Here is a 13,362-nt window from a genome sequence, read left to right as displayed (position 1 = left end):
CCCCGTGCAGCCACGGGCCGGTAGACTGGTCAGCTATGTCTGATGGCCCGCTGATCGTCCAGAGCGACCGCACCGTGCTCCTCGAGGTCGCCCACGCCGACGCCGAGAGCGCCCGCCACGAGCTCGCGATCTTCGCCGAGCTGGAGCGTGCGCCCGAGCACATCCACACGTACCGGATCACCCGGCTCGGGCTGTGGAACGCCCGCGCCGCCGGCCACACCGCCGAGGACATGCTGGAGACGCTCGACCGGTGGTCGCGCTTCCCCGTCCCGCCCTCCGTCGCCGTCGACCTGCGCGAGACGGTCAACCGGTACGGCCGCCTGGTCATCGAGCGCGACGACGAGGGCGTGCTCATCCTGCGCTCGACCGACCCCGCCGTGCTGGCCCAGGTCGCGAACAACAAGCGCATCCAGCCGCTGCTCATCGGGCACCCGACCCCGGAGACGTTCGTCGTGGACGCCTGGGCCCGCGGGCAGATCAAGCAGGAGCTGCTGAAGATCGGCTGGCCGGCGGAGGACCTTGCCGGCTACACGCCAGGAACCCCTCACGAGATCGAGCTCGCCGAGGACGGGTGGGCCATCCGTCCGTATCAGCAGGACGCCGTCGACGCCTTCTCGAAGGACGGCTCCGGCGTGGTCGTGCTCCCCTGCGGTGCGGGCAAGACGATCGTCGGCGCCGGGGCCATGGCGGCCACCAAGACGACGACCCTCATCCTCGTGACGAACACGGTGTCCGCGCGGCAGTGGCGGGACGAGCTGCTCAAGCGCACCAGCCTCACCCCCGAGGAGATCGGCGAGTACTCCGGGCAGGCCAAGGAGGTCAAACCCGTCACGATCGCGACGTACCAGATCCTCACCGCGAAGCGGAAGGGCGAGTACGCGCACCTCGCCCTCCTCGACGCGCTGGACTGGGGCCTCATCGTGTACGACGAGGTGCACCTGCTGCCGGCGCCCGTGTTCAAGCTCACCGCCGACCTCCAGGCCCGCCGCCGGATCGGCCTCACCGCGACCCTGGTCCGCGAGGACGGCCGCGAGGGCGACGTCTTCAGCCTGATCGGCCCGAAGCGCTTCGACGCCCCCTGGAAGCAGATCGAGGCGCAGGGCTTCATCTCCCCCGCCGCCTGCTTCGAGGTGCGAGTCGACCTTCCCCCGGCGGACCGCCTGGAGTACGCGGCGGCCACCGACGACGAGCGCTACCGGCTCGCGGCGTCCGCCCCGGCCAAGATCGACGCGGTGCGCGAGCTGATCGCGGCTCACCAGGGCGAGCAGATCCTCGTCATCGGCCAGTACCTCGACCAGCTCGACGCGCTCTCGCAGGCGCTCGATGCCCCGCAGATCACCGGGTCCACTCCGGTCGAGGAGCGGGAGGAGCTGTACCGGGCATTCCGGGAGGGCGACATCTCGCTGCTCGTGGTGTCCAAGGTCGCGAACTTCTCCATCGACCTCCCCGAGGCATCGGTCGCCATCCAGGTGTCCGGCTCGTTCGGCTCCCGGCAGGAGGAGGCCCAGCGTCTCGGGCGCCTTCTCCGTCCGAAGCAGTCCGGCCACACCGCGAGCTTCTACACGCTCGTTGCACGCGACACGATCGACCAGGACTACGCGCAGAACCGGCAGCGGTTCCTCGCGGAGCAGGGCTACAGCTACACGATCATGGACGCCGAGGCGATCGCCGCCTGACGGCGGTGACGGCGCTCAGCCGCGCAGCATCCGCGGGAGCTGATGCGTGCCCGCGGCGCCGTCGGTGATCGCTGCGGTCCGCTCGATGCCCCGGCGGCGGGCCCAGCGGTCGGCGACGGCGGCGAAGACGAGCATCGCCAGCGCGGAGCCGAGGAGATCGACGGGCGTGCCCGAGGTCGCGTTCGCATCGACCACGGCGACGGAGCCGAGCAGGAAGATCAGCAGATTGTTGACGATGTGGAGCGAGATCGCCGCCTCCAGACCGCCCGTGCGCCACGTCAGCCAGGCGGCGACGACGGCGAAGAGGCCGACGCTCGCCGCACCCCAGACGTCGTAGCCGTGCCCCAGCACGAACAGCGGCACCGGCAGCAGGATCGCGAAGGCGGGGTGCCTCAGGCAGCTCCCGACGAGTTGCATGAGGTACCCCCGGAAGACGTACTCCTCCGCTGCGGCCTGGAACGGGATCAGCACGAGCAGGAGCACCACCATGAGCAGCAGCCCCGGGTGGGAGAAGTCGGGCGTCACCGCGTCGCCGGCGGCGGCCGACCAGCCGAGCACCACGGCGAAGTAGACCAGGAACACGGCGAGCGCCAGCACGAGGGTCCGGCCGAGCCACCCCATCCGCAGCCGCCCGGTGACCGAGGAGAGCAGGCCGACGCCCCGCCCCTGCACCACCCGCGAGGCGAGCAGCAGCGCCGGGATCATGAGGATGAGCGGGAGCACGAGCGCCACGAGGAGCCACGGACGGTCGAGCTGGAAGTAGGCGGTGGTCCGGAACATCATCTGCAGTTCCGCCGCCCAGCCCGGGACGAGGGCGGACACGACGACCAGCGGAACGATCACGAGCACGAGGATCGCGAGGTAGAACGCGATGCCGAGGAGCCCGGTGAGCAGCGGCTTCCACCACCGGGGGCGCGGGCGGAGGAGCGCCAGACGGTGGTACTCGAGCCCTCCGTCGGACCCCTCAGGAGACGCGGCGGACGGGGTGACGGGGGCGGCGGTGGCGTCCTCGATCGAACTCATGCCTCGATCCTCCCCCGACCGCCTGTGCAGCACATCCACCTGCCGACGGATCGACCGCATCCACGCCGTTCCGCAGGATAATCAGCCCGCGCATGGCCGAAGTCACCATAATGGGGTCATGACTGCTGCGCGCATCCTGGTCGTCGACGACGAGCCCAACATCCGCGACCTGCTCTCCACGGGTCTCAGCTTCGCCGGGTTCCAGGTGAAGACGGTGGCCAACGGCGCCGCCACGATCTCCGCCGTCCTCGAAGAGGAGCCGGACCTCATCATCCTCGACGTCATGCTCCCCGACATGAACGGGTTCAGCGTGACCAAGCGCCTCCGCGGCGCCGGCTTCACCGCACCCATCCTCTTCCTCACGGCCAAGGACGGCACCGAGGACAAGATCGAGGGACTCAACGCCGGCGGCGACGACTACGTCACCAAGCCGTTCAGCCTGGACGAGATCGTCGCCAGGGCCCAGGCCATCCTCCGCCGCACGATGCAGGCCGACGAGGAGTCGATCATCCGCGCCGGCGAGCTGTCGATGGACCAGGACACGCACGACGTGCACGTCGGCAAGGAGCCGATCGACCTGAGCCCGACCGAGTTCAAGCTCCTGCGCTACCTCATGCTGAACCCGAACCGGGTGCTGTCGAAGGCGCAGATCCTCGACCATGTCTGGGAGTACGACTTCAACGGCGATGCCGGCATCGTGGAGAGCTACATCTCGTACCTCCGCCGCAAGATCGACCCGCACACCGAGGAGTCGCTGATCCAGACGAAGCGCGGCTTCGGGTACATGCTCAAGGTGGGCAAGACGGTCTGAGACCGTCAAGTCCGCACCCGCCGTCCCCGGACGGCACCGCCGTCGCAGCAGGGAGGACCGCATGGCGCACAAGCCGGATGCGGTCACCGCGTGGTGGCGGCGCATCAGCCTCCGCGCCAAGGTCACCGGCGTCACCGTGGCCGTCCTCGCGCTCGGCCTCCTCGTCGCGGGCATCGGGACCGTACCGCTACTGCGGAACGCCCTGGTGGAGAACATCAACGCGCAGCTCCCTGCGCTGGTGACCAGCGACCTCGTCAACCGGTACTTCGACACGACGACGATCGACGGCGTCACCACATACACGCCGAGAGACGAGAAGCCGCGTGACTTCTCGTTCGCGGTCTACGACGCGGAGGGCGCCCTCCGCGCGACCGCGCCGAGCGCGTCGGGCCGAGCTCCGGTCTTCCCCGCCGAGTACTCGCTCTCCGACGCCCAGGCGAATGAGGAGCAGGTCCTCGCGCTCGAGGACGCGGACGGCGGCGTCTACCACGCGGCTGCCGCGGTCGTGCAGCAGGAGGGCGACCCGCTCAGCATCCAGATGGTGGCGCTCCCCCTCGCCGAAGCCGACCGCATCATCAGTCAGTACTTCGGCATCTACATCACCATCGCCCTCATCACGATCTTCGTCGCAGCGCTGCTCACCCGCGGCCTCGTGACGCTGACCTTCCGACGGCTCGGGCAGGTGGAGCAGACCGCCATGTCGATCGCCGCCGGCGACTTCCGGCAGCGGCTCACCGACCTGGAGCCGACCACCGAGGTCGGCCGCCTCAATGCGGCCATCAACACGATGCTGGACCGCGTCGACCGGTCCCTCGCCCAACGCGACCGCACGGTGCAGCACATGCGCCGGTTCATCGGAGACGCCAGTCACGAGCTGCGGACCCCGCTCGTCAGCGTGCGCGGGTACGCCGAGCTGTACCGCATGGGCGCGATCAAGGGCGAGGAGGACACCGCTCGGGCGATGGAGCGCATCGAGAAGGAGGCGATCCGCATGGGCGTGCTCGTGGAGGATCTCCTCGCGCTCGCACGGCTGGACGAGGAGCGCGAGCCGGAGATCGTCCCTCTCGACCTCCGCCCCATCGCCCGCGACGCCGCCCTCGACGTGCGCGCCGCAGCGCCCGGACGCGTGATCTCCGTGATCGACCGGACGGTCGAGAACGTCCCGACCGCCCCCATCCGCACGCCCGTGGTGCCCATCGCCCAGGACCCCGCACCCAAGACCCGGCCCCGGGCCACCCTGTCGCGGCTGCGCCGCCGTCCGCGCACGGCGGAGCAGCCCCCCGCCATCGACTTCACCGAGGTCGCGGACATCCCGGTCCGGACGCCGCCGATCGTGCTCGGCGAGGAGAACAAGGTCCGCCAGGTGGTCACGAATCTCCTGGGGAACGCGCGCCGCTTCTCCCCGGAGGACAGTCCGATCGAGATCGTGGTGGACTCGGACCGCGTCGCCGGGACCGCGAGCATCTCGATCGTCGATCACGGCGAGGGTGTCCCCCCGCAGATCCGGGAGCAGATCTTCGAGCGGTTCTGGCGCGCCGACACGTCCCGGGCACGGGAGACCGGTGGATCCGGTCTCGGGCTCGCCATCGTCGCCTCCATCCTCAAGGCTCTGAACGGCGACATCGCGGTCTCCGAGAGCCCTGGAGGCGGAGCCACCTTCACCGTGACGCTGCCACTGGCGCCGGCGCGCTCGACCCCGGAGCATCTCCTCGAGGACACGCAGCCGCTCGACCGCCTCGACCTGCCGTAACCGCCTCTTCTGCACAGTCGGCTCGCACCACGGCGTTCTCCCGTCCGCGGTGCCGCGCTCCCTCTCCGGGCGCCCCGGGACTGCCGCCTGCGTATCGTCGGGGTTTCCTCGAAGGGAGTTCCCATGACCGTCTTCACCGTCGACACCGACGCCGTCCACGCGGCCGAAGCCGCGACGCGCGCCACCATCGAGCGTCTGCGCGCCGAATCCGCCACCCTCATGTCGCAGCTCAGGCACCTGCAGACCGCCTGGGTCGGCACCGCCGCCACGGCGTTCCAGGGGTGCGCGGAGGAGTGGCAGGGCGCCCAGCAGCACGTCGAGCTCGTCCTGGACGGTATCGGCACCTCGCTCGGCGCCGTGGCCACCCAGTACGCCGACGCAGATCAGTACTCGGCGAGCCTGTTCCGCTGAGGGACACGCAGAAAGCCCCCGGCCGGAGCCGGGGGCTTTCTGTCGGTGAGACCGGGGTCTCCGATCCTGTCAGAGGATCAGAAGTCCATGCCGCCCGTGGGGTCACCCGCGGGAGCAGCAGCCTTCTCCGGCTTGTCGGCGACGACGGCCTCCGTCGTCAGGAACAGACCGGCGATCGACGCGGCGTTCTGCAGCGCGGAACGCGTGACCTTCGCCGGGTCGATGATGCCCTGTGCGAACATGTCGCCGTACTCGCCGCTGGCAGCGTTCAGGCCCTGGCCCGCGGGGAGCTCGGACACCTTGTTGGCGACGACGCCCGGCTCGAGACCGGCGTTCAGCGCGATCTGCTTCAGCGGAGCCTCGATCGCGACGCGCACGATGTTCGCACCGGTCGCCTCGTCGCCCTCGAGCGAGAGAGCGTCGAGCGCCTTCGTGCCGGACTGGATGAGCGCGACGCCACCACCGGGGACGATGCCCTCCTCGACGGCCGCCTTCGCGTTGCGGACGGCGTCCTCGATGCGGTGCTTGCGCTCCTTGAGCTCGACCTCGGTCGCAGCGCCGGCCTTGATGACGGCCACACCACCGGCGAGCTTCGCCAGGCGCTCCTGCAGCTTCTCGCGGTCGTAGTCGCTGTCGGTGTTCTCGATCTCGCGACGGATCTGCGTGACGCGACCCTCGATCTGGTCGGCCTCGCCGGCACCCTCGACGATCGTGGTCTCGTCCTTGGTGACGATGACCTTGCGCGCACGGCCGAGCAGGTCGAGCGTGGCGTTCTCGAGCTTGAGGCCCACCTCTTCGGTGATGACCTGGCCGCCCGTGAGGATCGCGATGTCCTGCAGCTGCGCCTTACGGCGGTCGCCGAAGCCGGGGGCCTTGACGGCGACCGACTTGAAGATGCCCTTGAGCTTGTTCAGCACGAGGGTCGCGAGGGCCTCACCCTCGACGTCCTCGGCGATGATGACGAGCTCCTTGCCGTCCTGGATCACCTTGTCGACGATGGGCAGGAGGTCCTTGATGTTGGAGACCTTCTGGTTCGCGATGAGGATGTACGGGTCCTCGAAGACGGCTTCCTGGCGCTCCGGGTCCGTGACGAAGTACGGGTTCAGGTAGCCCTTGTCGAAGCGCATGCCCTCGGTGAGCTCGAGCTCGGTGCCGAAGGTCTGCGACTCCTCGACGGTGACCACACCCTCCTTGCCGACCTTGTCGATGGCCTCGGCGATGAGCTCGCCGATCGCCGGGTCGGCGGCCGAGATGGAGGCGGTCGCGGCGATCTGCTCCTTGGAGTCGATCTCCTTCGCCGTGCTCAGCAGCTCCTCGGTGATCGCGGCGACGGCCTTCTCGATGCCGCGCTTGAGCGAGATGGGGTCGGCGCCGGCCGCGACGTTGCGCAGCCCCTCGCGGACCAGGGCCTGGGCGAGCACCGTGGCGGTCGTCGTGCCGTCACCGGCGACGTCGTCGGTCTTCTTGGCGACCTCCTTGACGAGCTCCGCGCCGATCTTCTCGTACGGGTCGTCCAGCTCGATCTCCTTGGCGATGGAGACACCGTCGTTCGTGATCGTGGGGGCGCCCCACTTCTTCTCGAGCACGACGTTGCGACCACGCGGGCCGAGGGTCACCTTGACCGCGTCGGCGAGGATGTTGAGGCCACGCTCGAGGCCGCGGCGGGCCTCCTCATCGAAGGCGATGATCTTTGCCATGAGTTTTGTCGTCCCTCCTGGACGTAGACGGTGGGTTTAGCACTCAGAGTGAGAGAGTGCTAACGCCATTCTGGCACTCGACACCATCGAGTGCAAGCCGCACGATCCGGGAGGGAGACGGGCGTCAGGGGGCGGGAGTCTCCGGCACCGACGCGGCCCGGTCGACGCCGATCACGATGGTGAGCTGCTTCTGCCCGTCCTCCGTCTGGCCGGCGTAGTAGTCGCTCTGCTGCACCTCGGCACCGCCGATGACGCCGGCGAGGCCCTTCGCCGCCTCCTCGTCCTCGGCGCTGACGTAATAGACGGTCGTGGTCTCGAAGTCGTCGCTGGCGCTGTCGCTGGCGAGCACGGTCGCCGCCGCCCACCCGGCGTTGATGAGGGTGTCGCGCATCTGATCGTCCAGCCCGCTGTCCGGGGTCGCGTTGAGGATGAGCACCGAATAGCTCGGGTCGATCACCCCGGTCTGCTCAGGCGTGGGGGCCGCGGACGGCGCCGCCTCCGGGAAGAGGTCGATCCGTCCCATGACGGCCAGGGCGCCGAAGATGCCGGCGATGATGAGCACGAGAGCGGCGACGAAGGACCACAGCAGCACGACCCAGCCGTTCATGCCCGGGGCTTCCGCGCGGTGTGCTCCCACGCGTCCGGTGGAACGGGGGACCTCGTCGAAACGGTCACGGGGGGGCTTGGACACCCCTCGATGCTAGCGGCACGTCCCTGGCAAACCGTTCCGCGACGAGCCCGATCGCGTGCCGCGGGTCGGGTCAGCCCGTGAAGCCGGGGACCCGCGCCGACCGCCGGGCGCTCCTGGCATCCCGCAGCCGACGCAGGCGGCCGACGAGGATCGGATCGAAGGCGAGGGCCGCCTCCGAGTCGATGAGCCGACCGAGGAGCTGGTAGTAGCGCGCCGCGCTCATCCCCAGCCGCGTACGGATGACCTCCTCCTTCATGCCGCCGTGGCGCGGCCAGGAGGCCTCCAGGGCGAGGATCGCGCGATCGCGCTCCGTGAGGTGGTCTGCGGGCATGTCCTCAGGTTAGGTCGTGGTCGGCGTTTCGCCCGCGCGCCACTCCCACCGGGCGCCGAGCGGATCGGCTGCGGCGCGCACCCGACCGTCGAGCGCGACGACGAACCCGGGCCACGTCTCCGCGGCGACCGGCGGATCCCAGACGTCGAGCAGGGCGGGCGGGTCGATCGTGACCCAGCGCGCGGGGAGCGCCGCGATCCTCGCGACCAGCGCCTCCCGCTCCGCTCGCGGGATGTGCACGAGAACGCCCGGCGTCGTGATCACCAGCGTGGCGTCCGCCGGGGCGGCCCGCGCCAGGTCCTCCAGGTGGACAGCCGCGTCTCCGGCGATGAGAAGAGGCGGGTCGGCGGCCGCGATGTCGAGAGCGGCCGTGATGCGCTGCTCCCTCCCCTCCTCCCCCGGCCACACGAGAGCGCGCAGCCAGCGCCGATCCTCGTCGTCGGCGGCGTCGAGCGGAGCGAGGTCGATCCCCGCACGCCACACGACCTCGGGCATCCGCAGCGACGGGAGGTCGCCGGAGACGACGCTCTCCAGCACCACCGACGAGGGGCCGTCGAGGGGATCGAGCGCCTGACGGACGAGTCCGTCTCCGTCGATGACGCGATACGAATAGCGATCGGGGTACAGGCAGAGGCCGGCGGAGGCGCCGACCTCCAGCAGAGCGAGGGGTCCGTCGATCTCGGAGAGCACCGGGAGCAGCGCGGCGGTACGCAGCGGCTCGTTGGTCTGGAGCGCGCGCCGTGTGCATTCCTCGACGAGCCGGTCGGCGTGCGCAAGGACGAAGCGACGCCACTCCGAGTACGGCCCATGACCGGCACCGAGCAGGCGGGACACGGCGAAGACGAGGGGAGGCTGACGTCGGGTCGCAGGGATCCGCTGGAGGAGGTGCGTGATCTCCTGGTCTTCGGCGACCCCCGCCGCCCACTCCGCATACAGCGCGCTGCGCCCCGGCGCCTCCATCGCGGCGAATCGGGCATAGCGCTCGTGCACGGCGTGGGTCATTCGTCCATTCTGACGCGGAGCGCCACGAAGGCTCCGCACAAGGGAGAATGGAAGGGACTCAGGAGGACACGATGCCCTACAGCGTGAACAAGACCGAAGACGAGTGGCGCGAAGAGCTCGGCGAGGAGCAGTACGCCGTGCTGCGCCAGGCGGCGACCGAGCGCGCCTGGACCGGTGAGCTGCTCGACGAGGAGCGCGCCGGCCTCTACACCTGCGGCGCCTGCGGTGCGGAGCTCTTCAAGAGCGGCACCAAGTTCGACTCGGGCTGCGGCTGGCCGAGCTTCTACGAGTCGGTCCGCCCGGACGCGGTGGAGCTGCTCGAGGACGACAGCCTCGGCATGGTCCGTACCGAGGTCCGGTGCGCGTCGTGCGGCTCGCACCTCGGCCACGTCTTCCCGGACGGCTTCGGCACGCCCACCGGTGACCGCTACTGCATGAACTCGATCGCGCTGAACTTCACGCCCGACGAGTCGTGAGCGCCCTCGACGCCGTCCGCGCACGGCAGTCCTGGTCGAAGGTCGGCGACACCGCTCCCGGACGTGAGGAGCTGGTGACGCTCGTCGGCGCCGCCGGCCGCGTCGCCGACCACTCGTCGCTGCGCCCCTGGCGTCTGATCGAACTCCGCGGCGCGGACCGTGAGGCGCTCGGCGCCGCGATCGCCGAGGCGCAGGGGGACGCGGAGCCGTCCACGAAGCCGCTGCGTGCTCCGCTCCTCATCGCGGTGGTCGCGAGCTACCGCCCGAGCGAGAAGGTACCGCGCTGGGAGCAGGAGGCGGTGGCGTCCGGCGTCGCCCATGTGCTGAGCCTGCTGCTCGATGAGGCGGGGTGGGGCGTCATCTGGCGCACCGGGCACTACACGCGCTCGGAGCCGGTCGCGCGGATGCATGGACTGGGTCCGGACGAGGAACTCCTCGGGTGGCTCTACGTCGGCGCGAAGCCGGAGGGCAAGAGCCCGGGCCGACGCAAGACCGTCGACGCCCGCGCCCTCCTGACCCGCCCGCCGAAGCTCTCCGCCGAAGCCCGGGCGGCTGCGGAGGAAGCCGCCCGGGAGGCCGCGGACAAGAAGGCCGCCACGGCGGAGAAGAAGGCCCGCAAGAAGGCCCGCAAGAAGGCGAAGAAGAAGGCGAAGAAGGCCGCCAGGAAGAGCGGTTCCTAGAGCCGGCGGCGACGCCAGGGCACCGCGACGAGGACCGAGCCGACCGCAACGATCACCATCGCGATCACCTGCCACAGTGCCTGTCCCGCCTGCGCCGGCCAGAGCAGGTCGATCACGACGGACGTGACGAGCTGCCCGAGCACCGAGCCCAGGCCCATCAGCAGCACGCCCGTGTGCGCGACGATGAACGCGCCGAGCAGGATGTACCCCGCTCCCAGGAACCCGCCGAGGTAGAGCCAGGGCTCGGCCGGCAGCGCGGCCGGCCACCCCCGCACCGCGACGCTGGTGCCGGCGGCGACCGCCAGCACCAGGGTGCCAGCGATGAAGCTCATCAGGGTGGCGGCGATCGGCGACTGCACGCGCTGGGCCAGCCGCCCGTTGGTCGCCGCCTGCCAGGCGATGCCCACGCCGGCGGCGAACGGAAGCAGCAGCATCCACAGCGGGGCGGTCGCGAGCACATCGCCGGAGAGGGAGATGCCGACCGCGGCGAGGGCCAGCACGCCGCCCATCACGCGACCGGGGGTCACGGCCACGACGCCGGCCGGGCCGAAGCCGATGCGGTCGAGGACGAGGCCGTGCAGGGTCTGTCCCGCGACGACGCCGACGGTGAAGAGCGAGACGCCGAGGATCCCCGCCGTCAACCCCTGGGTGGACACGGTGAGCGCACCGCAGGCACCGCCGAGGAGCATCCAGAACGGGATACTGCACTCCCGGATCCCCCGTCCGAGGCGCATCGCGCCGCGCCGGGCGAAGGGCAGGAACGAGATGACCACGGCGAGCGCCACGAGCCCGACGGCGAAGGACAGGAAACCGGCGACGATGCCGTTGTCGACGCGCACGCCCAGCACGCCGTTGATGCGCGCCTGGACCGCGGTCATGACCCCGATCGCGACGGCTCCCCCGAGGGCCAGAGGAGCGGGGAGTCGGCGGGCGGGGGTCACCTGTCGACACTATCGGAGCGACGCAGCCCACCCGTCCTCCCCCACACGGTCCTCCCGGAGGACGATCCCACCGCTTCCGGGAATCGTCCTCCGGGAGGACGCGCCGCGACCCGCCGATCCGTAGCGTGGAACCCATGATCACCGCAGAAGGCCTCACCAAGAGATTCGGGGACAAGACCGCCGTGGACGGCGTGTCCTTCACCGTGCAGCCCGGCAGCGTCACCGGCTTCCTCGGACCGAACGGCGCAGGGAAGTCGACGACCATGCGCATGATCGTCGGGCTCGACCGTCCGACGGCCGGGACGGCGACCGTCGCCGGGCGGGAGTACCGCAAGCTCCGCGCACCGCTCACCGAGGTGGGCGTGCTGCTGGACGCGAAGGCGGTGCACACCGGACGGACGGCGCGCGACCACCTCCGCGCGATGGCCGCCACGCACGGCATCCCCACCTCCCGCGTCGACGAGGTGATCGAGCTCGCCGGCATCGGCTCGGTCGCCCGGAAGCGCGCCGGGAAGTTCTCCCTCGGCATGGGGCAGCGCCTGGGGATCGCCTCCGCACTGCTGGGCGATCCGCACACCCTCATCCTCGACGAGCCCGTCAACGGCCTCGACCCGGAGGGCGTCCGCTGGGTGCGGCAGTTCGTGCGACACGCCGCCTCCGAGGGCCGGACGGTGCTGCTGTCCAGTCACCTCATGAGCGAGATGGCGCAGACCGCCGACCATGTCATCGTGATGGGACGGGGCAAGGTCCTCGCCGATGCCCCGCTCGCCGAGCTGGTCCGTTCGTGGACGACCAACCGCGTGCGCGTGCGGACGCCGCGCCCGACCGACCTCGTGGCCGCCGTGGGCGGTCCCGACGTGGAGATCGTCAGCGCGGCTCCCGATCTGCTCGACATCGCGGGGCTCCCGGCGGCGCGCATCGGCGACCTCGCCGCGGAGCGGGGGATCCCGCTGCACGAACTCACCCCGACCACCGGATCCCTCGAAGAGGCCTACCTCGCCCTCACCGGCGACGCCGTCGAGTACCGCACGAAGGAGCTCTCATGACCGCCGCCCCCGCCGTGACGACCCCGGCCGTCGCACCCCACGCCGCCGACTCCGGCCGGCGCCTCACGTTCGCGCGCGCCGTGCGCGGCGAGGCCATCAAGCTCACCACCCTCCGGTCGACGTGGTGGTCCATCGCGATCGCCGCCGTGCTCACGATCGGCATCGCCGTCCTCATCGCCCAGGCGATCGACGCCCCCGGGTTCGACCCGATCCAGGCCGTCGTCATGCCTATCCAGTTCACGATGCTGCTCGCCGGCATCATCGGCGCGATCTCGGTGACCGGGGAGTACTCCACGGGCATGATCCGCTCGACGCTGACAGCCGACCCGATCCGCGGGTCCGTGCTGCTGGCGAAGTCGCTCGTGCTCGCGGGCTTCCTGTTCGTGTCGTCGCTGGTCATCTTCGGTGCCGCGGCGGCGGCCGTCTCCGCCGTGGTCGCGGAACGCGAGCGGGGCATCGACTGGTCGGACCCCTCGAGCTCCGTCCTGCCGATCGTGGTCGCCTCGCTCGCCATGGCCGTCTTCGCGCTGATCGGTGTGGCCTTCGGCTTCATCCTGCGCTCGGGCGCCGGGGCGATCGCGGCGACGGTCGGTCTGCTGTTCGTGCTCCCGATCGTCGCGAGCTTCTTCTCGATGGCCGGCGAGGCCTGGGCCTGGGTGATCGACGCCTCGGCCTACCTGCCGGTCGCCGCTGCGCAGAACGCGATCCTGCCCGGTGACACGGCGACGCTCGACGCTCCGGTCGCCTACCTCACGCTGGGCTGCTGGGTGGTCGGCGGCCTGCTGGCCGCCTGGGCCGTCCTCCGCACGCGCGACGCGTAGGAGACC

General features: G+C 70.6%; 14 protein-coding genes. 8 read left to right on the top strand and 6 right to left on the bottom strand.

The genetic code is table 11. From position 1 onward, the window contains the following. Positions 1 to 35: 35 nt before the first annotated feature. A complete protein-coding gene (locus AB1285_RS03345; RefSeq protein ID WP_259951427.1) occupies positions 36 to 1,676 on the top strand; it encodes a DNA repair helicase XPB in 1,641 nt (546 codons plus the stop codon). 15 nt (positions 1,677 to 1,691) lie between these two features. Here AB1285_RS03345 and AB1285_RS03340 read toward each other — a convergent pair whose 3' ends face one another. Beyond that, on the bottom strand, positions 1,692 to 2,699 hold the full coding sequence (locus tag AB1285_RS03340) for a CPBP family intramembrane glutamic endopeptidase (RefSeq protein WP_370428410.1): 1,008 nt from the start codon (positions 2,697 to 2,699) through the stop codon (positions 1,692 to 1,694). A gap of 118 nt (positions 2,700 to 2,817) precedes the next feature. On the opposite strand from AB1285_RS03340, the gene AB1285_RS03335 reads away from it, so the two are divergent. From AB1285_RS03335 to AB1285_RS03325, 3 genes are all read left to right on the top strand, one after another. Then, positions 2,818 to 3,510, top strand: a complete 693-nt coding sequence (locus tag AB1285_RS03335) for a response regulator transcription factor (protein WP_025105529.1) — start codon at positions 2,818 to 2,820, stop codon at positions 3,508 to 3,510. A gap of 61 nt (positions 3,511 to 3,571) precedes the next feature. After that, the gene (locus AB1285_RS03330) at positions 3,572 to 5,260 is read left to right on the top strand and encodes a sensor histidine kinase (protein WP_187662067.1); all 1,689 of its coding nucleotides are present in this window, start codon (positions 3,572 to 3,574) and stop codon (positions 5,258 to 5,260) included. 123 nt (positions 5,261 to 5,383) lie between these two features. Continuing rightward, on the top strand, positions 5,384 to 5,671 hold the full coding sequence (locus AB1285_RS03325) for a WXG100 family type VII secretion target (protein ID WP_187662068.1): 288 nt from the start codon (positions 5,384 to 5,386) through the stop codon (positions 5,669 to 5,671). A gap of 77 nt (positions 5,672 to 5,748) precedes the next feature. On the opposite strand, the gene groL is transcribed toward AB1285_RS03325, so the two are convergent. The 4 genes from groL to AB1285_RS03305 form a co-directional block, all read right to left on the bottom strand. Continuing rightward, the gene (gene groL / locus AB1285_RS03320) at positions 5,749 to 7,368 is read right to left on the bottom strand and encodes a chaperonin GroEL (protein WP_025105526.1); all 1,620 of its coding nucleotides are present in this window, start codon (positions 7,366 to 7,368) and stop codon (positions 5,749 to 5,751) included. 124 nt (positions 7,369 to 7,492) lie between these two features. Next, a complete protein-coding gene (locus AB1285_RS03315; protein ID WP_311198669.1) occupies positions 7,493 to 8,059 on the bottom strand; it encodes a LytR C-terminal domain-containing protein in 567 nt (188 codons plus the stop codon). Between the two features lie 70 nt (positions 8,060 to 8,129). Next, positions 8,130 to 8,390: a DUF3263 domain-containing protein gene (locus tag AB1285_RS03310; RefSeq protein WP_187662069.1), complete on the bottom strand. Its 261-nt coding sequence runs from the start codon at positions 8,388 to 8,390 to the stop codon at positions 8,130 to 8,132. A gap of 9 nt (positions 8,391 to 8,399) precedes the next feature. Then, positions 8,400 to 9,392: a DUF2332 family protein gene (locus tag AB1285_RS03305; protein WP_370428409.1), complete on the bottom strand. Its 993-nt coding sequence runs from the start codon at positions 9,390 to 9,392 to the stop codon at positions 8,400 to 8,402. A gap of 71 nt (positions 9,393 to 9,463) precedes the next feature. Between AB1285_RS03305 and msrB the strand changes: the two genes are divergently transcribed. Together msrB and AB1285_RS03295 are read left to right on the top strand one after the other, a co-directional pair. Continuing rightward, positions 9,464 to 9,868, top strand: coding sequence for a peptide-methionine (R)-S-oxide reductase MsrB (gene msrB / locus AB1285_RS03300; RefSeq protein ID WP_101848572.1), 405 nt, complete (start codon positions 9,464 to 9,466; stop codon positions 9,866 to 9,868). Further along, the gene (locus AB1285_RS03295; RefSeq protein ID WP_370428408.1) at positions 9,865 to 10,548 is read left to right on the top strand and encodes a nitroreductase family protein; all 684 of its coding nucleotides are present in this window, start codon (positions 9,865 to 9,867) and stop codon (positions 10,546 to 10,548) included. The genes msrB and AB1285_RS03295 overlap by 4 nt, the downstream gene beginning before the upstream one ends. On the opposite strand, the gene AB1285_RS03290 is transcribed toward AB1285_RS03295, so the two are convergent. Continuing rightward, on the bottom strand, positions 10,545 to 11,459 hold the full coding sequence (locus AB1285_RS03290) for a DMT family transporter (RefSeq protein WP_370428510.1): 915 nt from the start codon (positions 11,457 to 11,459) through the stop codon (positions 10,545 to 10,547). The two genes, AB1285_RS03295 and AB1285_RS03290, sit on opposite strands and share 4 nt — an antisense overlap. A 164-nt stretch (positions 11,460 to 11,623) precedes the next feature. On the opposite strand from AB1285_RS03290, the gene AB1285_RS03285 reads away from it, so the two are divergent. Both AB1285_RS03285 and AB1285_RS03280 read left to right on the top strand, forming a co-directional pair. Next, complete coding sequence (locus AB1285_RS03285) at positions 11,624 to 12,535, top strand: ABC transporter ATP-binding protein (protein ID WP_187662071.1); 912 nt, start codon at positions 11,624 to 11,626, stop codon at positions 12,533 to 12,535. Next, entirely contained in the window at positions 12,532 to 13,356 is an 825-nt protein-coding gene (locus tag AB1285_RS03280; protein ID WP_370428407.1) for an ABC transporter permease, read from the top strand. The genes AB1285_RS03285 and AB1285_RS03280 overlap by 4 nt, the downstream gene beginning before the upstream one ends. Positions 13,357 to 13,362: the final 6 nt, after the last annotated feature.

The organism is Microbacterium sp. NRRL B-14842, from assembly GCF_050470785.1.
The sequence above is the reverse complement of the archived record's forward strand: the minus strand, read 5'-3'. Positions and strand labels throughout refer to the sequence as shown.